General features: G+C 45.7%; 16 protein-coding genes. 10 read left to right on the forward strand and 6 right to left on the reverse strand.

Features of this window, described 5'->3' with window-relative positions:
* Positions 1-161 precede the first annotated feature (161 nt).
* The 3 genes from L1D50_RS06190 to L1D50_RS06200 are packed head-to-tail and all read left to right on the forward strand — an operon-like array spanning position 162 to position 2,738.
* Positions 162-854, forward strand: a complete 693-nt coding sequence (locus tag L1D50_RS06190) for an ABC transporter ATP-binding protein (RefSeq protein ID WP_128727637.1) — start codon at positions 162-164, stop codon at positions 852-854.
* Positions 848-2,221, forward strand: a complete 1,374-nt coding sequence (locus L1D50_RS06195) for an ABC transporter permease (protein WP_239965705.1) — start codon at positions 848-850, stop codon at positions 2,219-2,221. The genes L1D50_RS06190 and L1D50_RS06195 overlap by 7 nt, the downstream gene beginning before the upstream one ends.
* Before the next feature lie 10 nt (positions 2,222-2,231).
* Positions 2,232-2,738, forward strand: a complete 507-nt coding sequence (locus L1D50_RS06200) for a DUF3299 domain-containing protein (RefSeq protein ID WP_128727635.1) — start codon at positions 2,232-2,234, stop codon at positions 2,736-2,738.
* A gap of 290 nt (positions 2,739-3,028) precedes the next feature.
* Here L1D50_RS06200 and L1D50_RS06205 read toward each other — a convergent pair whose 3' ends face one another.
* The 5 genes from L1D50_RS06205 to asnA form a co-directional block, all read right to left on the reverse strand.
* The gene (locus L1D50_RS06205; protein ID WP_128727634.1) at positions 3,029-3,421 is read right to left on the reverse strand and encodes a RidA family protein; all 393 of its coding nucleotides are present in this window, start codon (positions 3,419-3,421) and stop codon (positions 3,029-3,031) included.
* 10 nt (positions 3,422-3,431) lie between these two features.
* Positions 3,432-5,534, reverse strand: a complete 2,103-nt coding sequence (gene spoT, locus L1D50_RS06210) for a bifunctional GTP diphosphokinase/guanosine-3',5'-bis pyrophosphate 3'-pyrophosphohydrolase (protein ID WP_128727633.1) — start codon at positions 5,532-5,534, stop codon at positions 3,432-3,434.
* Positions 5,535-5,782: 248 nt separating this feature from the next.
* A complete protein-coding gene (gene rpoZ, locus L1D50_RS06215; protein ID WP_010374289.1) occupies positions 5,783-6,058 on the reverse strand; it encodes a DNA-directed RNA polymerase subunit omega in 276 nt (91 codons plus the stop codon).
* Positions 6,059-6,145: 87 nt separating this feature from the next.
* The gene (gene gmk / locus L1D50_RS06220; protein ID WP_128727632.1) at positions 6,146-6,769 is read right to left on the reverse strand and encodes a guanylate kinase; all 624 of its coding nucleotides are present in this window, start codon (positions 6,767-6,769) and stop codon (positions 6,146-6,148) included.
* Between the two features lie 781 nt (positions 6,770-7,550).
* Positions 7,551-8,546 (reverse strand): aspartate--ammonia ligase, encoded by a 996-nt coding sequence (asnA, locus tag L1D50_RS06225; RefSeq protein WP_239965706.1) that lies wholly within the window; start codon positions 8,544-8,546, stop codon positions 7,551-7,553.
* A gap of 161 nt (positions 8,547-8,707) precedes the next feature.
* On the opposite strand from asnA, the gene asnC reads away from it, so the two are divergent.
* The 7 genes from asnC to L1D50_RS06260 all read left to right on the forward strand — a co-directional run bounded on the left by asnC (position 8,708) and on the right by L1D50_RS06260 (position 19,167).
* Entirely contained in the window at positions 8,708-9,166 is a 459-nt protein-coding gene (asnC, locus tag L1D50_RS06230) for a transcriptional regulator AsnC (protein WP_010374296.1), read from the forward strand.
* 50 nt (positions 9,167-9,216) lie between these two features.
* Positions 9,217-9,912 (forward strand): tRNA (guanosine(18)-2'-O)-methyltransferase TrmH, encoded by a 696-nt coding sequence (gene trmH / locus L1D50_RS06235; protein ID WP_128727630.1) that lies wholly within the window; start codon positions 9,217-9,219, stop codon positions 9,910-9,912.
* A gap of 31 nt (positions 9,913-9,943) precedes the next feature.
* Entirely contained in the window at positions 9,944-12,031 is a 2,088-nt protein-coding gene (recG, locus tag L1D50_RS06240) for an ATP-dependent DNA helicase RecG (protein ID WP_128727629.1), read from the forward strand.
* Between the two features lie 1,340 nt (positions 12,032-13,371).
* On the forward strand, positions 13,372-14,034 hold the full coding sequence (locus tag L1D50_RS06245) for an alpha/beta hydrolase (RefSeq protein ID WP_128727628.1): 663 nt from the start codon (positions 13,372-13,374) through the stop codon (positions 14,032-14,034).
* Between the two features lie 184 nt (positions 14,035-14,218).
* Positions 14,219-14,944 carry a TetR/AcrR family transcriptional regulator gene (locus L1D50_RS06250; RefSeq protein WP_128727627.1) on the forward strand — a complete coding sequence of 242 codons (726 nt, stop codon included), beginning with the start codon at positions 14,219-14,221 and terminating at the stop codon, positions 14,942-14,944.
* Positions 14,945-14,959: 15 nt separating this feature from the next.
* Complete coding sequence (locus L1D50_RS06255) at positions 14,960-16,060, forward strand: efflux RND transporter periplasmic adaptor subunit (protein ID WP_128727626.1); 1,101 nt, start codon at positions 14,960-14,962, stop codon at positions 16,058-16,060.
* Positions 16,060-19,167 (forward strand): efflux RND transporter permease subunit, encoded by a 3,108-nt coding sequence (locus tag L1D50_RS06260; protein WP_128727625.1) that lies wholly within the window; start codon positions 16,060-16,062, stop codon positions 19,165-19,167. The genes L1D50_RS06255 and L1D50_RS06260 overlap by 1 nt, the downstream gene beginning before the upstream one ends.
* 115 nt (positions 19,168-19,282) lie before the next feature.
* On the opposite strand, the gene L1D50_RS06265 is transcribed toward L1D50_RS06260, so the two are convergent.
* Entirely contained in the window at positions 19,283-20,470 is a 1,188-nt protein-coding gene (locus L1D50_RS06265; RefSeq protein WP_239965707.1) for an NAD(P)/FAD-dependent oxidoreductase, read from the reverse strand.
* Between the last annotated feature and the right edge of the window lie 384 nt (positions 20,471-20,854).

Raw genomic sequence — 20,854 nt, forward strand, 5'->3', positions numbered from 1 at the left:
GCTAAAGGGCACAAAATAATGAGGGGGTTAGGGTCGCTATAATAGTCGAGCTGAACAAAAATCACAATTTAACTTACACGCTTGTTGTTGAGCTTAACTTGGTTTTGCTTTAGTCATTCTTGTTATACCATCACAATATTATTTACCAGCGTTGAGGCGTTATGCTTACGATATCTCAATTACAGTTTACATGGCCTAAGTCGAGCACTGCGGTGCTAACCATACCTAAGCTACATATCGCCCGAGGTGAACACGTGTTTTTACATGGTCCAAGCGGCAGCGGTAAATCGACTTTGCTTGGATTGATTGCCGGCACCTTGGATTGCCAGCAGGGAGTAATTGAAATTGCAGGTACAAACGCGAGCGCACTGAGCCGTGGCCAACGAGATAAGTTTAGAGCCGACCATATAGGTACTATTTTTCAGAACTTTAATTTGTTGCCCTATTTGTCGCCTATTGAAAACGTTACCCTTGGCTGCGAATTTTCCAAAAAGCGCAGGCAAAACATCTCCTCGCAGAATAAGTCGCTTGAGCAGGAAGCTAAACTTCTGCTTTCTGATCTTGGTATAGACGAGCACACTCAGCAGCGCAGTGTCGCGGAGTTAAGTATTGGCCAACAGCAGCGCGTAGCCGCCGCTCGCGCATTTATTGGCAGGCCCGAAATCATTATTGCCGATGAGCCAACCTCAGCCCTCGATGCCGACAGCCGTGATGGATTTATTAAATTACTCTTTAGCCAAGCCGCAGTTTACAGTGCATCTATTCTCTTTGTCAGTCACGACAAAAGCTTAGCGCCGTTATTTGATAGGCAAATAAGCTTACCTGATTTACAACAAGGAGCACCGCTATGCTAATCAAACTTGCGTGGAAAAGTACGCTAAACCGAAAAGCCAGCGTTGCCCTAACTCTAGTGACAATTGCAATTAGTGTCATGTTACTGCTGTCGGTTGAGCGTGTACGCCAAGACGCAAAATCTAGCTTTGCGAACACTATTTCTGGCACTGACTTAATTGTCGGTGCACGTACTGGTGATATTCAGCTTTTGCTTTCAAGCGTATTTAGAATTGGTCACGCCAATAATGCCATACAATGGCAAAGTTACGAGTATATCAAGGCGCAGCGCGGTGTTGCTTGGAGCATTCCCATTAGTTTAGGCGATAGTCACAAAGGCTTTGCTGTGCTGGGCACTGATACAAGTTACTTCAGTCATTATCAATACGCTAAAAAACAACACCTCACCTTTGCCGCTGGTCGACCATTTCACAATAGCCAAGAAGTGGTGCTTGGGGCTATGGTCGCAAAAAAGCTGGGTTATCAACTGGGACAAAAAATCGTCATTTCTCATGGCATGGGCAATACCAGTTTCCATCATCATGATGACAATCCGCTGGTTATTTCTGGCATTTTGGCAGCTACAGGAACGCCTGTAGATAAAACGCTACATGTGCCGTTAAGTGCCATTGAGAGCATGCATAGCTCAGGCCACAGCAAGCCATCTCGAATAGTTGCACGAAAACAAGATGCAACGCACCATGAGCATGAGCATGAGCATGAGCATGAGCATGAGCATGAGCATGAGCATGAGCATGAGCATGAGCATGACAGTAAAAACAATAATGCTCTAGTTCACAACCTCGACTCCAAACCCGGTGATTTAATTGGCTCGACAAAGCAAATCACTGCATTTTTACTTGGCTTTGATTCACCGCTCTATACCCTCCAAGTGCGCAGAAATATTAATCAGTATAAAGGCGAGCCTTTGCTGGCAATTATGCCAGGGGTGACATTAAGAGAATTATGGGAAATGCTAGATATTGTCGAAAAAATCTTGCTTCTCATTACCCTTGCAGTGGTGTTGATAAGCTTGCTCGGCATGTTAACCTCATTGCTCGCCACGTTGAACCAAAGGCGTCGAGAACTTGCTATCCTGCGCTCCGTTGGTGCGCGGCCTTGGCATATCTTTACGCTCCTCATCAGCGAAGCAATTTTTATCACCGTGTTAGGATGTATTTTCGGTGTTGCGCTTTTTTATGCCTTGCTCATTGCTGCCCAATCCGGCCTACAAAGTCAATTTGGCGTAGTCCTAAATATCTCGGCGCTCTCAACCTATGAACTCATGCTACTAAGCGTTATTATAGGTGCAGGTACTTTGATAGGCGCAATTCCTGCCGCCCGTGCTTATTTTTACTCGCTTGCCGACGGCATGCAAATTAAAACCTAAGAGGATCAAGATGCAGTTAACCGCACGAACTCACGTTTTTTACTTCATTGCATTCATCGCTGCGATGATATTCAGTGGTATCGCAAGCGCGGCACCTCCTAAGGAGATATTTTGGGAAGATCTAATTCCAAAAGGGCATGTCCAGATTAGCAATCAAGATGCGGCAAGCCATGATGGCGCCGAACAAAATTGGGTGCAGCCTGACTTAGATGCCCCAGTCGTCAAAGAACTAGACGGTCAACTGGTGAGTTTACCCGGCTTTGTCGTGCCACTTGAAGGTGACAGCGAAGTCATCACCGAATTCCTGTTGGTTCCCTACTTTGGTGCTTGTATTCACGTGCCGCCGCCACCACCGAACCAAATTGTTCATGTCAAAATCAAAGGCGGTGTTCCGATTGAGAGCCTGTATGATGCAATCACTGTCAGTGGTACGATTAAGGTTTCTACTTGGAAAGGCGACATCGCGCAAACAGGTTATATGATGGAAGCCAAAGGCGTCGCGCCATTTGAGTTGTAGTACTATTTTGTCTTGCTTATATCTATTGTCTTAATTAAGTGCTCTATTTTGAGGCGAGAAAATCTTGCCAATAACACTGCTATCGCCAAGGTACCCACATCGATGTAGGCGAGGCAAAAATTTCTTATTTAGTTGCTCTAAATAAGAAATTTTAACGCTGTCAGCGTCAGGTTTATTCTTTCAAATTGAGCAAGAATTTAGGCTAATTAGAATTATTTTTGCTGCACAAATAATTTGCCCCCGCACAAGTGCGGGGGCAAATGAGTATACAGCTTACTGAAGCATAGCGCTTAGTTCGTTGAAGGCAGCTCCATAATACCGTCAATCTCAATTTGTGCACCTTTTGGTAGTTCTTTTACACCAATAGCAGCACGAGCTGGGTATGGCTTTCTAAAATACTGAGCCATTATCTCATTTACCGTTGCGAAGTTGCCCAAATCAGTTAGGAAGATATTAACCTTAACCATATCTTGTAACTCGCCACCAGCCTCTTCACATACTGCGATAAGGTTTTTGAATACTTGGTGCGTTTGCTCTGCAAAATCTTCAGAAATAAATTCCATCGTCTCTGGTACCAATGGAATTTGGCCAGATAAGTAAACCGCAGTACCAACTTTTACCGCTTGGTTGTAAGTGCCAATTGCCGCTGGCGCTTTATCTGTTGAAATAATTGCTTTGTTCATTAATGTTCCTTTATTTTTTACGATACACGCGTTGCACGTCTGGCATTACTCGAATTCGGCGCATAATATCAGCGACATGAATTCGGTTTTTCACGGTAACACCTAAATCAATCACGTATAAATTACTTTCTTTTTCGTCCGTTGCGATTTCTACAATGTTAGCTTGAGTTGTCGCAACAACATTGGTTAATTTAGCCAGCGCCCCTTGGTGGTTAATAATTTCCACACGCAGCGCTGCTATGTATTCTTTCTCTGGGTTGTCTTCCCACTTCACGACGAAATACTTCGAACGCTCGTTGCGCCAACCTTTGATATTTTTACATTCTTGGCGGTGAACCATTAGGCCTTTACCTTGGCTCATATATGCTGTGATAGCGTCACCCGGCACAGGACGACAGCATTTAGCATAGGTTACTAACATGCCCTCTGTTCCGATTATCGCGGCTTTAGCACGTTTAGCAATATCTTCTACCGCATTATCATCTTGCAGTAAACGTTTCGCTATCAACACACTCATGATATTGCCACAGCCAATCTCAACCAACAGCTCCAACAAGGTATTGAGGTTATGTTCTTCAAGTACATTGTCGATTTGCTCTTGGGCAATATCATCTAGCTTATACTCACCCAGTGCCGAATCGAGCAAACGACGGCCCAGTTGGATCGCTTCTTCTTCTTGTTGGCTCTTGAGGTAATTGCGGATCCCAAGACGTGCCTTACCCGTTACCACAAAGTTCAGCCAAGTCGCGTTAGGGTGTGCACCTGAGCTGGTAATAACCTCGATAGTTTGGCCGGTATCCAGCGCTTTACTCAATGGATAAGGCTTGCGGTTTACACGAGCACCTACACAGGTATTACCCACATCGGTATGCACGGCATAGGCAAAATCTACCGCCGTTGCGCCCATCGGTAACTCGACAATGCGGCCATCTGGCGTAAAGACGTAAATTTCTTCTGGGAATAATTCGGTTTTAACGTTTTCCACAAATTCAAAAGACGAGCCTGCGCTTTGCTGCAGTTCAAGCAAGCTTTGCATCCACTGACGCGCACGCTGCTGCGCGGTATGGCCTGCATTATCTCCAGACTTTTTATACATCCAGTGCGCTGCTACCCCTTTATCCGCCATATGATCCATATCATGAGTGCGAATCTGGATTTCTACCGGAATACCGTGCGGACCTACCAACGACGTATGAAGGGACTGGTAACCATTGGTTTTCGGTACGGCAATATAGTCTTTAAAGCGAGTTTCAATTGGCTTATATAAATTATGCGCAACGCCTAGCACACGGTAACAAGTATCCAGGTTGTCGACATTAATCCTAAAAGCGTAAATGTCCATTACCTCGTTAAACATCAACTCTTTATTCAGCATCTTGCGGTAAATGCTATATAAGTGCTTTTCACGGCCTTTTACAGAGCCTTGAATACCCGCTTCTTCCAGTCTAGATTCAATTTCAGACTGAATATTGCTGATCACTTCTTTACGATTACCACGTGCTTTGGCGACTTCTGAACGTAATGCACGATAGCGCATCGGGTATAACGCCTGAAATCCGAGATCCTCTAACTCATTTTTAATATCATGAATACCAAGGCGGTTTGCAATTGGCGCATAGATCTCTAGTGTTTCGCGGGCAATTCGACGACGCTTGTCAGGACGCAAAGCGCCTAGCGTTCGCATATTGTGCGTTCTGTCTGCAAGTTTAATAAGAATGACACGAATATCCTGCGTCATCGCCATGATCATCTTACGATAGTTTTCGGCTTGGAACTCTTTTTTATCTTTGAAGCTCAGTTTATCGAGTTTTGACACCCCTTCCACCAACTCAGCGACCGTATCGCCAAAGATCTCCGCTAAGTCGTTTTGGCTAAAGTCTGTGTCTTCAATAACATCGTGCATAAGCGCAGCCATGAGTGTTTCATGGTCAAGCTTCATGCTCGCAAGGATCTGGGTTACTTCTACTGGGTGAGTAATATAGGGCTCACCGCTAGAGCGCGTCTGTCCCTCGTGTGCCTCACGGGCCACGACATAGGCTTTTTGCACCAAATCGACGTCTTCTGGTGACAAATATTCTGAGATTTTCTTTTTGAGGCCTTCAAACAGATACATTCACACTCCAATGTTTCAGAGAAGCTATACTCGATGAGTATAAAACGGGTTACAAGCTAGTTACTTAAGAATATACGATGAAACACCAGCAATGCCAATGAACAATTTATGCTACTTGTTAGGAAGTTAAAGGCGTTACGCGTTGTGTAATTTGCTGGTGATTTATATCAATTTGCTTAATTTCGATTGCTATAAAACAATAATGCCAGCAAAAAAGCTGGCATTATTGAATCTAGACAGTAGTTGGATTAGCGATTGCCACCAACGATTGCAGCTACTGCAGCAAGCTCTGCTGCTTCTTGGTGTTGCTGCTCTTCACGGTCGATAATATCAAGCGAGTCAGTGGTGACAAAACCTTGCTCAATTTCACGTAGCGCGATTACGGTTGGCTTGTCGTTTTCAGCATCAACCATAGGGTCTTTACCGCCTACAGAAATTTGGCGAGCGCGACGCGCTGCTACTAAAATCAAGTCAAAGCGGTTACCAATTTTATCTACTGCATCTTCTACAGTTACGCGAGCCATCGAAGCACTCCAAATTCAGTTCATTATGCAAAAGGCTAGTTTACTGTATGTCTAGCCTTTCGCCAAGTATTGATGGTTAAAAAGTAATTATTTTAGCAAGTCGGCGATAAGTGCTTGATGACGGATAGACTGTGCTTGTTGCTCAAGTCTTGCGGCAATCACAATATGCTCGAGTTCACCACGTGTTTGCTCAAAGTCATCATTGACTAGAATATAGTCAAACTCGTTATAGTGTGAGCTTTCTGATTTCGCCTCAGCCATACGGCCTGCAATTACTTCTTGAGAGTCTTGACCACGACCATTTAGGCGTTTTTCTAGCTCCGCAGTTGAAGGAGGTAAAATAAAAATGGTCTTTACTTCAGGCATCAACTCACGTACCTGACGCGCCCCCTGCCAATCGATATCTAAAAACACATCAATACCAGCGGCAAGTTGATCTTCTATCGCTTGTTTTGAAGTGCCGTAATAATTTTCGAATACTTGCGCCCACTCGAAAAAGTCACCTTTGTCGATCAATTGCTTAAACTCATCGACAGAAACAAAGTGATAATGCACACCATTTTCTTCGCCCGGACGAGGTGCTCGTGTGGTATGAGACACCGACACTTTAATGTCGTCGTGCTTTTCCAGTAGCGCTTTAATTAAACTTGATTTACCCGCACCAGAAGGTGCAGAAAGGATAAACAGATTACCGCGTGTAGCTGATGTCATAGTCGTTCTCAACAATAAATACCGGCCGAGTAATATTGGTTTACTCAAGTCTGCCGCAGTGCTAAAAGCGGGCATTATACCGAGTAAAGTAATAAGAATACACTAGGGATCAAAACAAGGAAAAATCGAGGAATAAATTCAGCGTTGTGAGTAACCCAGAAACCTATCACTGTGCTAAATTTATTCCTCTAAAACGGAGTGTTATTTCGCCGCGTGAAGCGGCTCCTACCAGAATATTAACCCAGTTGGAGCGAGCTCACCTGGCGAACTCTTAACCGCTCGCCGCATGAAGCATCTCCTACCAGAGTATTCACCCGTAGGAGCGAGTTCATCTCGCGATCTTTTAACAGCTCGCCGCGTGAAGCGGCTCCTACCAAAATATTAACCCAGTTGGAGCGAGCTCATCTCGCGATCTTTTAACCACTCGCCGCGTGAAGCGGCTCCTACCAGAATATTCACCCCGTAGGAGCGAGTTCATCTCGCGATCTTTTCACTGCTCGCCGCGTGAAGCGGCTCCTACCAAAATATCAACCCAGTTCGAGCGAGCTCATCTCGCGATCTTTTAACCGCTCGCCGCATAAAGCACCTCCTACCAGAATATTCACCCCGTAGGAGCGAGTTCATCTCGCGATCTTTTCACTGTTCGCCGCGTGAAGCGGCTCCTACCAGAATATTCCCCCCGTAGGAGCGAGTTCACCTGGCGATCTTTTAACTGCTCGCCGCATAAAGCATCTCTTACCAGAGTATTCACCCGTAGGAGCGAGCTCATCTCGCGATCTGTTTAAAGCAAATCAGCTACGCTGCTACGTACTTCTTCAGGCCATACCCCAACTTGTATCTGACCAATGTGCTGCTTTTGCAACAGCAACATCACTAAACGCGATTGGCCAATACCACCTCCTATGGTTTGTGGTAATTCACCCCCGACTAACTGTTGGTGCCAATCTAGGCTCAAACGTGCTTCGTCATCGGTTAATTTAAGCTGTCTTGCAAGTGAGTCAGGGCAAACACGAATACCCATTGATGAGATTTCAAAAGCGTCTTCTAGCACAGGGTTCCAAACCAAAATATCACCGTTAAGCCCTTGATATTTATCGCACGTTGGCGTTGACCAGTCGTCATAATCCGGCGCGCGAACGTCATGGATCTTACCGTCACCAAGCTCCCCACCAATACCAATTAAAAATACCGCGCCATATTCTTGAGCAATCGCTTTTTCACGTTGCTTGGCTGTGAAATCTGGATACATAGTGCGTAATGCTTCACTGTGCACAAACGTAATTTTCTCAGGGAGGAATGCCGCAATACCAAACTCATCCTCAACCACTTTTTCCGTTGCTTTAATTGAGCGATAAAGGGTTTCAACTGTTTCTTTTAATTTTGCCAGCGAACGCTCAGTGTTTTCGCAAATCACCTTTTCCCAGTCCCACTGATCCACATAGACAGAATGGATTGGCGATAGCTTATCTTCGTCAGGGCGTAGCGCTTTCATGTGCGTATAGAGGCCTTCTCCTTTAGCAAAGCCATAATCGCCTAGTGTTTTACGCTTCCACTTAGCAAGTGAATGCACTACCTCAAACTGCGCATCCGGTAGCGTTTTCACTTTTACTTGTACCGCCTGCTCGTGGCCACTTAGGTTGTCTTGAATACCGTCGCCCAAACGCGCCAAAATAGGTGCTTGTACTTCAACTAAACCCAATTGCTCGGTTAGCTGTGCTGAAAATACTTGTTTTACTCGTGCTATCTGTTTTTGTGTCTCTTGATACTTGCTCAACATGGTTAGGTCCTCATTCCCGAATTTGTCGTTTTGTTGAGTCTATATTTAAAGAAATAGACACAAACATCAATAACCCTCAACAAAAACACCTTTACACAATTATTTTCATCAAAAATATGCTATAAATTTTATATAAACGATAATTGCTAATGGATATTTACATGGAAAATTATGAGATCGACAATCTGGATAGATCCATCCTTCATGCTTTAAAAGAAAATGCACGAACGCCCTATGCGGAATTAGCAAAAAGATTTGCTGTTAGCGCCGGTACCATCCATGTTCGGGTAGAAAAAATGAAGCAAGCGGGGATCATTGAGGGAACTCAAGTGAGCATTAATGCCAAACGACTTGGTTATGATGTCTGCTGTTTTATCGGAATAAATCTAAAACACGCTGGCGACTACCCAGGAGCCATTGCACGTTTAAAAGAATTTGAAGAAGTTGTCGAGGCCTACTACACCACGGGCAATTACAGCATTTTTATCAAAGTGATGGCGCGCTCCATCGACCACCTTCAAGATGTGCTTATTAATAAAGTGCAAACCATTGAGTCTATCCAGTCAACCGAAACACTAATCTCACTGCAAAACCCAATTCAGCGCACCGTTATGCCCTAGCTTCTTTTTTGTTATAATCGCGGGAATTTTTTGATTAGAGTAGTAAGTAGATGGCTGAGAATAGATTCCATCGTGTAAAAAGCGTATTAGATAGACGCCAAACCGACCTCACTGTGTGCCTAGATGAAGTACATAAGCACCATAATCTGTCAGCGATAGTACGTACCGCAGACGCGGTTGGCTGTCACCACGTACACGCAGTATGGCCACAAGATCAAAGACGGTTAACAAACAATACCTCAGGCGGAAGCAAAAATTGGGTTGAAACCCATATGCATGAGGATATCGACCAAGCTGTTGCGACAATTCGTGAACAAAACCCAGGTGTACAATTATTAGCAACCAACCTTAGCGATAGCGCCGTTGATTTTCGTGAAATTGATTACACCAAACCTACCGCAATTATTGTCGGGCAAGAGCGTTTAGGGATCTCAGAGCGCGCACTTGAGCATGCGGATCAGCACATCGTGATCCCAATGCAAGGTATGGTGCAATCACTCAATGTGTCTGTTGCTGCAGCGCTTATTTTATACGAAGCGCAGCGCCAAAGAGATGCAGCCGGACTGTACAAACGTACAGATATGATGGATCCTGTGGTAAAACATAAGTTACTATTTGAAGGATGTCATCCAATCATTGCAACCCGCTGTCGCGAAAAAGGGCTACCTTACCCGGCACTTGATGAGCATGGTGAAATTGTTGCAGACGACGCTTTTTGGGACATTCTTAAGTTTACGCAGAAGTAATAAATAACGCGGATCGCGCTAGAGGATTAGCATGTCGACACCAAATTTGGCCACTTATCCAATCACCGAATTAAAAGGCGTAGGCCCAAAAGCAGCCGAGCGTTTGGCCAAACTTGGCATTCAATCAGTGCAAGACATGTTATTTCACCTTCCGCTGCGCTATGAAGATCGTGCGCGCACCTATCCTATCTGTGAGCTGCAAGCGCATAGCCATGTCAGCATTGAAGCCGAAATTGAACGCAGCGAAATCACGCAAGGCAAACGCCGCATGTTGGTGTGTTATGTTAATGATGGGACGGGGCGGATCGCGCTGCGCTTTTTCAACTTTAATGCGGCACAAAAAAATGCCATGCAAGCGGGCAAAGTGATCCGCTGTTTTGGTGAGGTTCGCCGTGGTCACTATGGCTTTGAAATGGCACACCCAGAATACAGCATCAAAGAGACGCGCTCTGCACCGACCGATCCGAGTCTTGCGACGCTTACCCCAGTTTATCCTACCACCGAAGGATTAAAGCAACTGAGCATTCGGGCAATTGCCGATCAAGCCGTTGAGTTACTGCGAAAATATGATGTACCAGACTATTTACCAGCTCAGTATCGGCCATCACAGCAAAGCTTAAAAGAAGCGCTGTTGTTACTGCACCGTCCACCACAGGAAGTGGATTTAGCGCAATTAGAGCTCGGGCAACACCCCGCGCAAGCACGCTTAGCGTTTGAAGAGTTATTGGCGCAAAACCTCAGCTTGCTTAAGCTCAGGCAAAAAGGCCAAGCGGTAAAAGCGGTTGCACTAGCGCCCACCAATCCACTTGAAGCCCAGTTTTTGTCGGCCTTGCCATTTGCCCCCACCAATGCCCAAAGCCGAGTAGTGGCAGAGATCAAAGGCGATTTACAACACCCCTACCCTATGATGCGGTTGGTGCAAGGGGATGTCGGCTCAGGAAAAACCCTTGTGGCAGCACTCAGCGCGTTAACGGCTATCGCACAGGGTTACCAAGTAGCACTGATGGCACCCACAGAGATCCTTTCCGAGCAACACGGCATCAACTTCCTTAATTGGTTTGAACCTATGGGTATAGAAACCGTATGGCTGGGTGGTAAAACCAAAGGCAAGGAACGCACTCATGCGCTGGAGCGAATTGCTTCAGGGCAAGCACAGATGGTGGTCGGCACCCATGCGTTATTCCAAGAGCAAGTACAGTTTTCTAATCTTGCGCTTATCATCATTGACGAGCAACATCGTTTTGGTGTGCATCAGCGCTTAGCGCTGAGAGAAAAGGGAAAGTTTGGCGATTGCTATCCACATCAGCTGGTGATGACTGCCACCCCAATCCCAAGAACTTTGGCGATGACCGCCTACGCCGACCTTGAAACCTCAATTATTGATGAGCTACCACCGGGCAGAACACCAATCACAACCGTCGCCGTGCCAGACACCAGACGCAATGAAGTGATCAAAAAAGTACAAAAGGCCTGTGTTGACGACAAACGTCAAGTGTACTGGGTATGCACCCTGATAGATGAATCGGAGGCGTTACAATGCCAAGCCGCAGAAGACACCGCCAAAGCACTTGCCGAAGCCTTGCCAGAGCTTAATATCGCGCTGGTGCATGGCCGTATGAAAGCCCAAGAAAAGCAGGCCATTATGGACGAATTTAAACAGGGTCATACTCATGTGCTGGTTGCCACTACCGTAATTGAAGTAGGTGTGGATGTACCCAACGCTAGCCTTATTATCATTGAAAACCCTGAACGCTTGGGTCTGGCACAACTGCATCAGTTGCGCGGCCGTGTTGGTCGCGGACAAATCGCATCACATTGTTTACTGCTTTACCATGCGCCACTTTCGGTCACTGCGCAAAAGCGTTTAGGGGTGCTTAGAGAAAGTAACGACGGATTTGTCATCGCTGAGCGCGACCTTGAGATCCGCGGTCCGGGTGAAGTGCTAGGCACAAAACAAACTGGATTGGCAGAGCTAAAAATTGCCGATCTTAGCCGTGATAAACATTTATTACCGCAAGTGAGAAGCCTGGCTTTTACCGTGCTTAAAAACCACAGCGATATTATTGACCCTATCATCTGGCGCTGGATGGGCGATAAGAGTGAGCTGGCCATGGCGTAAGCTTTAAGCTTTAAGCTTTAGATGGTATAAAGATCGCGAGGTAAACTCGCTCCTACACGGATAATTTGCTCCCATAGGCGAACACTTTGGTAGGAGCCACTTTATGTGGCGCGCAGTCAAGAGATCGCGAGATAAACTCGCTCCTACACGGGTAATTTGCTCCCATAGGTGAGCACTTTGGTAGAAGACGCTTTACGCGGCGAGCAGTTAACAGATCGCGAGGTAAACTCGCTCCTACACGGGTAATTTGCTCCCATAGGTGAGCACTTTGGTAGGAGCCGCTTTACGCGGCGAGCAGTGAAAAGAGCGCGAGGTAAACTCGCCCCTACACGGGTAATTTGCTCCCATAGGCGAACACTTTGGTAGGAGCCACTTTATGTGGCGAGCAGTGAAAAGATCGCGAGCTAAACTCGATCCTACACGGGTAACTTGCTCCCATAGGCAAACACTATGGTAGGAGCCACTTTATGTGGCGAGCAGTGAAAAGATCGCGAGGTAAACTCGCTCCTACACGGGTAATTTGCTCCCATAGGCGAACACTATGGTAGGAGCCACTTTATGTGGCGAGCAGTTAAAAGCGTGCGAGATAAACTCGCTCCTACACGGGTAATTTGCTCCCATAGGTGAACACTTTGGTAGGAGCCGCTTTACGCGGCGAGCAGTCAAGAGATCGCGAGGTAAACTCGCTCCTACACGGGTAACTTGCTCCCATAGGAGAACACTATGGTAGGAGCCACTTTATGTGGCGAGCAGTCAAGAGATCGCGAGATAAACTCGCTCCTATACGGGTAATTTGCTCCCATAGGCGAACACTATGGTAGGAGCCCTTTATGTGGCGAGCAGTCAACAGATCGCGAGATAAACTCGCTCCTACACGGGTAATTTGCTCCCATAGGCGAACACTATGGTAGGAGCCACTTTATGTGGCGAGCAGTCAAGAAATCGCGAGATAAACTCGCTCCTACACGGGTAATTTGCTCCCATAGGTGAACACTTTGATAGGAGCCGCTTTATGTGGCGCGCAGTTAACAGATCGCGAGGTAAACTCGCTCCTACACGAGAGTTTTGCTCCTGTAGGTGAACACTTTGGTAGGAGCCACTTTATGTGGCGAGCAGTGAAAAGATCGCGAGGTAAACTCGCTCCTACACGGGTAATTTGCTCCCATAGGCGAACACTATGGTAGGAGCCACTTTATGTGGCGAGCAGTGAAAAGATCGCGAGCTAAACTCGCTCCCACAAGCCCACAACTCTCTCATACAAAATAACCCATCGCGCTACGCTTGCTTCTTTTATCAAAGCTTGGCTACCATCTCTCTACATCAACTAAAAAAACTCAAAAATGAATCACTTACTACATGCTGCATGCACCTCATTTGCTGCTTGCGTAGCGTCAATCGCCTCTGCAAAAGCAATTTACCCAGATGTACCAGAGCAGATTAATCCATCTGCCAAATACGTTTTTTACTCTCATGGCTATATCGTTGAAGGTGATAATGAAACGCCTATTCATAAGCGCTGGGGTAAATATGACTTTCCAGCCATCAAACAAGCTTTAAGTGATGATGCCTATACGCTAATTGCTGAGCACCGACCTAAAGGCGTCGCACCAGAAACATACACAAAAACCCTAGTTAGCAAGGTCCGCAAATTACTGGACGTGGGCGTCAGCGCCAGCAACATTACGCTCGTGGGGTTTTCTCGCGGTGGTGCATTAACGATAATGGCAAGTGATGCATTAAAAAATGATGCTATTCACTACGTGATACTTGCGGGCTGCGCTGGGCTTATCAAAAGTAAAACCGAAATTCAGCTCTACGGCAAGGTGTTGTCCGTTTACGAAACCTCAGATCAAGTAGGTTCTTGCGATTTTGTGAAAGCACGCTCAGCAAACCTCAAAAGCTTTACGGAGCTTTCGATTTCAACCGGTAAGGAGCACGGCGCTTTCTATGTCCCAAGAGAGGAGTGGTTGAAGCCCGTTAAAAGCTGGATTTTAAACCACTAAATCATTAGCACGTCGCTATACCAATAACGCGCCGTGCTGAACCTTCCTTCAGAATCTACCTACACTCCAAATTCCTTTTTTGAAAACAAAACTCTGTTTACTTATTGCACTTTTGAAAATGCTCTCTATAATTGAACCTTATTCGAATGACATTCGAATAAGGTTCAACCTCTAAGGAGAAACGATGGCACCGGCACCTAAATATGATAAAGAAACCCAGCAACGCATGATTTTAAACGCTGCAGAACAATGCATTAATGAGTCTTCAGTCACTGACTTTACAATGGCAAAGGTCTCTTTGCTTGCAGGATTGTCTATGGGCTCAATCTATAAATTTGTGCAGACTAAAGAAGATCTAGTAATGGCGCTGGCCTATGAATCTTTTACCCATACATCCAGTGTTTTTAAGCAAGTGTTGTCCTTACCACTTAGCACGCCAGAACGCATGCTCGCAGTGTGTCTTATCTCGCCACAAAAGCTTAAACGCTTCTCTTTTGATTATGAATTACAGTCCTACTCCACCAATGAGGCGGTTATCAAAAGAGCTTCTGAGTTTTGGACCAATAAAATTATCGATTCATGTGACGGTTGTGAAAGCGTGTTTAAACAAGCACTCATTGATGGTATTGAAGCGGGTGAGTTACAAGCTACACCAGATCTACACGACATGGTAGAAGAAATCATCATCACCGGTTGGGCGCTTACCGTAGGATATGAGCAAGTAATGCGCTTACAACAAACTAAGCAAATTGTAGAGGGCACAGCGTCGCTACTCGCACCACTTGAACTAAACGATCCAGTTATTCGCAGTACCGTGCGATTGCTTAACAGTTATCCATGGCAACAGCCTATCACACAAGACTCACTGGTACGCATAGAGAAAGAATTGCAAACGCTCAAACTTCGTTAACTTAAGGAAACTTCAATGAATATTAAACGCTGGCTTATGGCCGTTGTCATTATTCTCATCGTTATTACCAGTCTTGGCTTTGTTAAGTTTACACAAATCCAAGCGGCAATCGCCTTTGGGGAATCTTTTCCGGAACCTTCGGCTTCAGTCAAAAGCACGTATGTATCAACTACTGAATATATTAAATCGGTTAAGGTTGTAGGCCAGCTTCACGCCAAACGCACCGTCACCATTAGTAACGAGTATCCCGGCCTTATCACTTACGTCGGCTTTAAGCCCGGCGAGCAAGTGGAGGAGAATCAGGTATTACTGCGCCTAGACAGCAGCATTGATGAGGCAAATCTACTAGCAGCTAAAGCTCGAGTAAAACTCGCTAAATCCACTTATCAACGAGTTGCCAAATTACTTGAACAAAAGCGGATCAGCCCTGATGAGGTAGACAAAGCCGAAGCCGAGGTGGCAATTAATCAGGCTGAAGTAAAACGATTAACCACGTTAATCGAGAAAAAAACCATTCGTGCCCCTTATCCGGGTCAAACAGGGTTAGAGCAATATCAAGTCGGTCAATTGCTGGATGCCAATAGCGAAATCACGTTCTTGGTTGGGTTAGACGACAGTATTTGGGTAGATTTCAAAATTCCACAAACCTTACCACAACCTAGTATAGGCGAAGATGTTAGCGTGGCAATTTCTAATGCCAATGGCCAATTACCCGCTCGCGTATCTGCCAAAATGCCAATGGTCGATGTCGCATCGCGTCAACAAAGTTATCGTGCAGAGCTACAAAACAGCAATGGCACACTCAGCCACAATAAAATGGTGTTAGTCAATGTACCAATGGAGGTCGTGAGTGCCGCGATAGTGCCAACCAATGCAATTACGCGCAATCACTTTGGCGAGTTTGTTTATGTACTTGAAAAGGACGAGAGCCAAAACTGGCGAGCAAAGCCAGTAAAAATCACTTTAGGCGATAAGGTCAACGACCAGCAACTTGTACTATCTGGCCTTAGCGGTGGTGAATTTATTGCTGCTGAAGGCGCATTCAAGCTACAAGAAAACTTACTGGTTTATACCGATCAGGTTGCCGCTGTTGATGGCAACAACGGAGGTCAGTAATGAGTGCATTACACGAAAATAAGCCGTCTATCATGGATATTTTTGTTAACCGGCCGGTACTGGCAATAGTGGTGTCATTGCTTATTGTACTAGCGGGTTTTAATGCCGCCCGAGATATATCAGTGCAGCAATATCCAAAAATAGAAAGTGCCTCACTGGTGATCAACACTGTCTATACAGGCGCTGCCGCAGACGTCGTAAAAGGCTATGTTACCGAGCCAATCGAGCGAGTGGCCTCTACCGTTCCGGGTGTCGACTATGTAGACTCGATAACTACCTCGGGACTTAGCAAAGTCACCGCTTGGCTTGAACTTAATCACAGTACCACCGACGCCTTGGCTGAGCTAACCACCCGCTTAAACCAGATTAAGTTTGAGTTACCCAGCGGAGCGGAAGATCCAGCCATTCAAATCGTGCGTGCCGACAGCCCGTATGCGGTATTCTATCTCGATGTAGAATCTCAAGGTCTGCCACGTAATAACGTGAGCGATTATTTGATCCGAAATGTTGTCCCTTCTATGTCTGATATTCCCGGTGTACAAAAAGTGACACTGGAAGGTGGCCGCGATCCAGCAATGCGAATTTGGCTCGATACCGAAAAACTCGCTATCTATGGCGTAAGTGCTAGCGATGTATTTGCTGCACTACAAGCAAACAACACCATTGCCACCTTAGGTTACAGTGAAAATAACAGACAACGCATCGACCTGATGGCCAATACCTCGTTAAAAACGGTAGCCGATTTTAACAACCTAGTGGTAAAAGAAATCGATGGCACGCAACTCAAGCTTGGTAACATCGCCACGATAGAACTCGGTGAAGCCGAAGGCATGGTAACCGCACGCCTTGATGACCACGAAACGGTATTCTTAGCGGTGTGGGCATTACCAGGTGCTAATGAAATTGATATTGGTGACGCGCTGTATAAAAAGATTGATGAGATTAATACCATCTTACCCGACGGTATGTATCTAAGAATTGGCTACGATGGCACGCTTTATATGCGTGATTCCATAAAAGAAATCTTCACCACGCTTGGGGAAACCGTCCTACTCGTGGGGATTGTTGTACTCGCTATGATGGGCTCGTTTAGAACCGCTATGGTGCCGCTGGTTACTATTCCTATCTCGATTTTAGGCGCAATCGCGGTGATCTCAGCAATGGGCTTTTCACTCAACCTACTGACTATTTTAGCTATCGTGCTTTCTGTTGGGTTAGTGGTGGATGACGCCATCGTAGTAGTTGAAAACGTTGCGCGCCATATGCGCGAAGGCAAACCCAGATTACAAGCGGCGCTTATCAGTTCACGTCAATTACTCGTCCCAATAATTGCCATGACGTTGACCCTTGCAGCGGTCTACGCGCCAATCGGATTTTTAACAGGTTTAACGGGGTTCTTATTCAGAGAGTTCGCGTTCACCCTAGCCATTGCGGTGTTAATTTCTGGATTGGTTGCTATAACCTTGTCGCCCATTATGAGTGCTTACGTTAACCCCGAAGGCGGTAAAGAAGGTAAATTAACGCAAAAGGTCAATGGCTATTTTGATCGATTACAAGCGTTTTATTTTCGTGCACTCGATACCTTGTTTAAGTGGCGTCCACAGGTCTTTTTTGTCGCTATCATGTTCTCTTTGTTGTCGGTGCCGTTTTACCTGTTATCACAAAAAGAGCTAGCCCCTATCGAAGATCAAAGCAGTATCCAAGTCGTAGTGGAAGCACCACCAGAGTCTTCTCAAGCTTATACTTCAGCGAAAATGAATGACACTGCCGAGGTCATGAACGCCACTGAAGGCGCTGAGTTTACTTGGCAGATTATTACGGCGGCAGCAGGCTTTGGTGGTGTAGAGCTTGCACCATTTGATGAGCGAGAAAATTCAGTACACGACTTACTATACGACCTATACGGCCGGTTAGGCAGCGTCACTGGACTAAGTTTATTCCCTATTTTACCTGCATCGCTTCCTACCGCAGGGCAGTTTGACGTTGAAGTGGTATTCCGTGCCAGTGACGACCCAACCGCGATGAAGCAGTACGCCGATGAGATTATTCAACGCGCCACCGCCAGTGGCAGCTTTATGTTCGTCAATACCGACCTAAAAATCGACCTGCCGCAAGCCGAGCTTGAAATCGACCGAGAGCTGGTTGCAGACTTAGGTCTCAGTTTGTCGTCGGTAAACGAGCAACTTAGTATTTATATGTCTAATAATTTTGCCAACTACTTCAACAAAGAAGGTAAAGCCTACCGCGTCATTCCCATTGTGGGCGATGGCGAAAGGTACAATCCTGAGAACATTCTTAATATGCAAGTAAGAACCGATGCTGGCGATCTTATTCCGATTTCAGCGTTTGCTACCTTGCGCACCTTTACAAGCCCTAGAGTGCTTGGCTCATTCAACCAGCAAAACTCGTTTAGAATATTGGCAGGCACACTACCACACATTACCAAAGAGCAAGCGCTCACACAGGTAGAGGAAATTGCTGCAGACGTTTTACCTAGTCACTACTCAATTGACTACGCAGGTGAATCAAGACAGCTAAGAAAAGAAGGCAACACCATGGTTGGCGTACTCCTGTTTGCCATGATAGTGGTGTTTTTCTTACTGACTATCCAGTTCAACAGCTTTAGAGATCCGCTCGTGGTACTACTCGGCTGCGCACCGCTGGCACTCGCAGGTGCATTGATGCTACCGTTTTTATCACTCACGACAGTCAACATTTACAGCCAAATCGGCCTAATCACGCTCATCGGTTTAATAGCCAAAAATGGCATCTTGATTGTTGAATTTGCGAACCATTTACAGCTTGAAGGTAAATCGAAATTTGAGGCGGTAAAAGGGGCTGCGGCCACACGTCTAAGACCTATACTGATGACCACAGGTGCAACCGTGCTTGGTCACTTCCCGTTGGTATTGGTAACCGGTGCTGGCGCAGAAGCGCGCAACAGCATAGGTATTATCTTAGTCGCAGGCATGCTCATCGGTACTTTCTTCACTTTGATTGTCCTACCGCTACTTTATGAAAAGCTGGCCAGCGATCACCGTGGTGAAGCAGAAACCATTGAAACCTACCCAGAAGCGCAATTGGCAGGCAAAGTCAGTATGACGTGATAACTTGCTAATAACCAAAAGGACACTAAGCGCCATGCTTAGTGTCCTTTTTGATTGGTAAAACCTTTCTTTTGATAAGCCGGAATTTATTTCAATCTATAGAAGGTGATTTAGGCTAACAAGCCTGTCCGCATGCCCAGCCGGAGCTCCATGCATATTGGAAGTTATAGCCCCCAAGCCATCCGGTGACATCGGTTACTTCACCGATAAAATACAGGCCTTTTTGTTTTTTTGCTTCGAAGGTTTTTGAGCTTAATTCGTCGGTATCTACACCACCTAACGTAACCTCTGCGGTGCGATAACCCTCTGTGCCATTTGGTTTTATTTTCCAGCTAGTAAGGGTTTCGGTGAGCTTTTCAATCTCTGTGTGGCTGAGTTGGTTGGCGTTTTTATCTGGGATGCTGCCGTCGCTGATTAGGGCTTCAATAAAGCGCTTTGGTAAGATGCTCGAAAGCAAGTTCTTCAGGCTCTTTTGCCCTTGCTCACTGCGCCAGTCATGAAGCTGTGCTTGCACATCTAAGTCAGGTAGTAAATTGATGCTAACAAACTCTCCTGCTTTCCAAAATGAGCTGATCTGCAAAATTGCAGGGCCAGATAAGCCTCTGTGGGTAAAGAGAATATTTTCTCTAAATTGGATACCGCTTTCGCTAGTCACTAGGCTATCTACGCTAATACCAGACAAACCATCAAAGCGTGCTTTGTCGTGATCATGAAGTGTAAATGGCACAAGCGCTGCCGTGGTTGGTAACACAGTTAAACCGAATTGCTCCGCTATTTTGTAGCCGATTGGCGTGGCGCCAAGTTTTGGCATGGTTAAGCCACCAGCGGCGATCACCACAGACTCGCAGTTAAAGGTTTGAGTTGTGGTTTTAACTAAGTAGCGACCATCAGCTTGATGTTCAATCGCAAGGACTTCTTGACGTAAATGAAGTGACACGCCCGCCCAGTCACATTCGGTAAGAAGAATGTCGACAATGTCTTGCGCGCTATTGTCGCAAAACAATTGTCCAAGCGTTTTATGGTGATAAGCAAGGCCATGGCGGTCTACCAATTCAATAAAGTCATGTTGGGTATAGCGGCTCAAGCACGACTTTACAAAGTGTGGATTTTTGCATAGATAATTAGCAGGTGAAGCATTTCCGTTGGTAAAGTTACAGCGGCCACCGCCACTGATCAAAATTTTACGACCTGGCTTTTTCCCCATATCAACCACTGCAACTTGTCGCCCTCGGTATCCTGCCTGTGCAGCACACATCAACCCTGCAGCACCTGCGCCGATAACGACTACCTCTATTTGTTGCATAAACTCACTCAACCTTTTATATAAGATTTCTACACTTTCCGTTTTGCCAACAGTTTAACTTTAAGCGGCAAAATCGCGACCAAGCGAAAATTATACCTAGATTCTTTATCTAATCACAGCTACGAATATCGATAGCCAATCGCATACCTTTTAAACACTTGTAAAAATTATGTCAGTCTATCACTTCCCAAACCTTCAAAAAGCAAGAAAATACAACTAGTAGAACATCAAAAAGCCAACCTTTAGAACTAACCAAGTCCCCACTCTATTGGCTACAAATGCTTCACAAAGTTAAAAACACTATTTTGTTTACAGTCATTTACAATGTAACTGAAATTTATTCACACTCTCATAAAAGTGAAAAATAAGGATTAAAAACAATAT

Source organism: Pseudoalteromonas sp. Isolate6 (genome assembly GCF_022398435.1).
GTDB classification, from domain to species: Bacteria; Pseudomonadota; Gammaproteobacteria; order Enterobacterales; family Alteromonadaceae; genus Pseudoalteromonas; species Pseudoalteromonas galatheae.

Coding starts and splice junctions, on each gene's coding strand:
- L1D50_RS06190 (WP_128727637.1), top strand. CDS start 162: ATGCTTACGATATCTCAATTACAGTTTACATGGCCTAAGTCGAGCACT.
- L1D50_RS06195 (WP_239965705.1), top strand. CDS start 848: ATGCTAATCAAACTTGCGTGGAAAAGTACGCTAAACCGAAAAGCCAGC.
- L1D50_RS06200 (WP_128727635.1), top strand. CDS start 2,232: ATGCAGTTAACCGCACGAACTCACGTTTTTTACTTCATTGCATTCATC.
- L1D50_RS06205 (WP_128727634.1), bottom strand. CDS start 3,421: ATGAACAAAGCAATTATTTCAACAGATAAAGCGCCAGCGGCAATTGGC.
- spoT (WP_128727633.1), bottom strand. CDS start 5,534: ATGTATCTGTTTGAAGGCCTCAAAAAGAAAATCTCAGAATATTTGTCA.
- rpoZ (WP_010374289.1), bottom strand. CDS start 6,058: ATGGCTCGCGTAACTGTAGAAGATGCAGTAGATAAAATTGGTAACCGC.
- gmk (WP_128727632.1), bottom strand. CDS start 6,769: ATGACATCAGCTACACGCGGTAATCTGTTTATCCTTTCTGCACCTTCT.
- asnA (WP_239965706.1), bottom strand. CDS start 8,546: ATGTTGAGCAAGTATCAAGAGACACAAAAACAGATAGCACGAGTAAAA.
- asnC (WP_010374296.1), top strand. CDS start 8,708: ATGGAAAATTATGAGATCGACAATCTGGATAGATCCATCCTTCATGCT.
- trmH (WP_128727630.1), top strand. CDS start 9,217: ATGGCTGAGAATAGATTCCATCGTGTAAAAAGCGTATTAGATAGACGC.
- recG (WP_128727629.1), top strand. CDS start 9,944: ATGTCGACACCAAATTTGGCCACTTATCCAATCACCGAATTAAAAGGC.
- L1D50_RS06245 (WP_128727628.1), top strand. CDS start 13,372: ATGAATCACTTACTACATGCTGCATGCACCTCATTTGCTGCTTGCGTA.
- L1D50_RS06250 (WP_128727627.1), top strand. CDS start 14,219: ATGGCACCGGCACCTAAATATGATAAAGAAACCCAGCAACGCATGATT.
- L1D50_RS06255 (WP_128727626.1), top strand. CDS start 14,960: ATGAATATTAAACGCTGGCTTATGGCCGTTGTCATTATTCTCATCGTT.
- L1D50_RS06260 (WP_128727625.1), top strand. CDS start 16,060: ATGAGTGCATTACACGAAAATAAGCCGTCTATCATGGATATTTTTGTT.
- L1D50_RS06265 (WP_239965707.1), bottom strand. CDS start 20,470: ATGCAACAAATAGAGGTAGTCGTTATCGGCGCAGGTGCTGCAGGGTTG.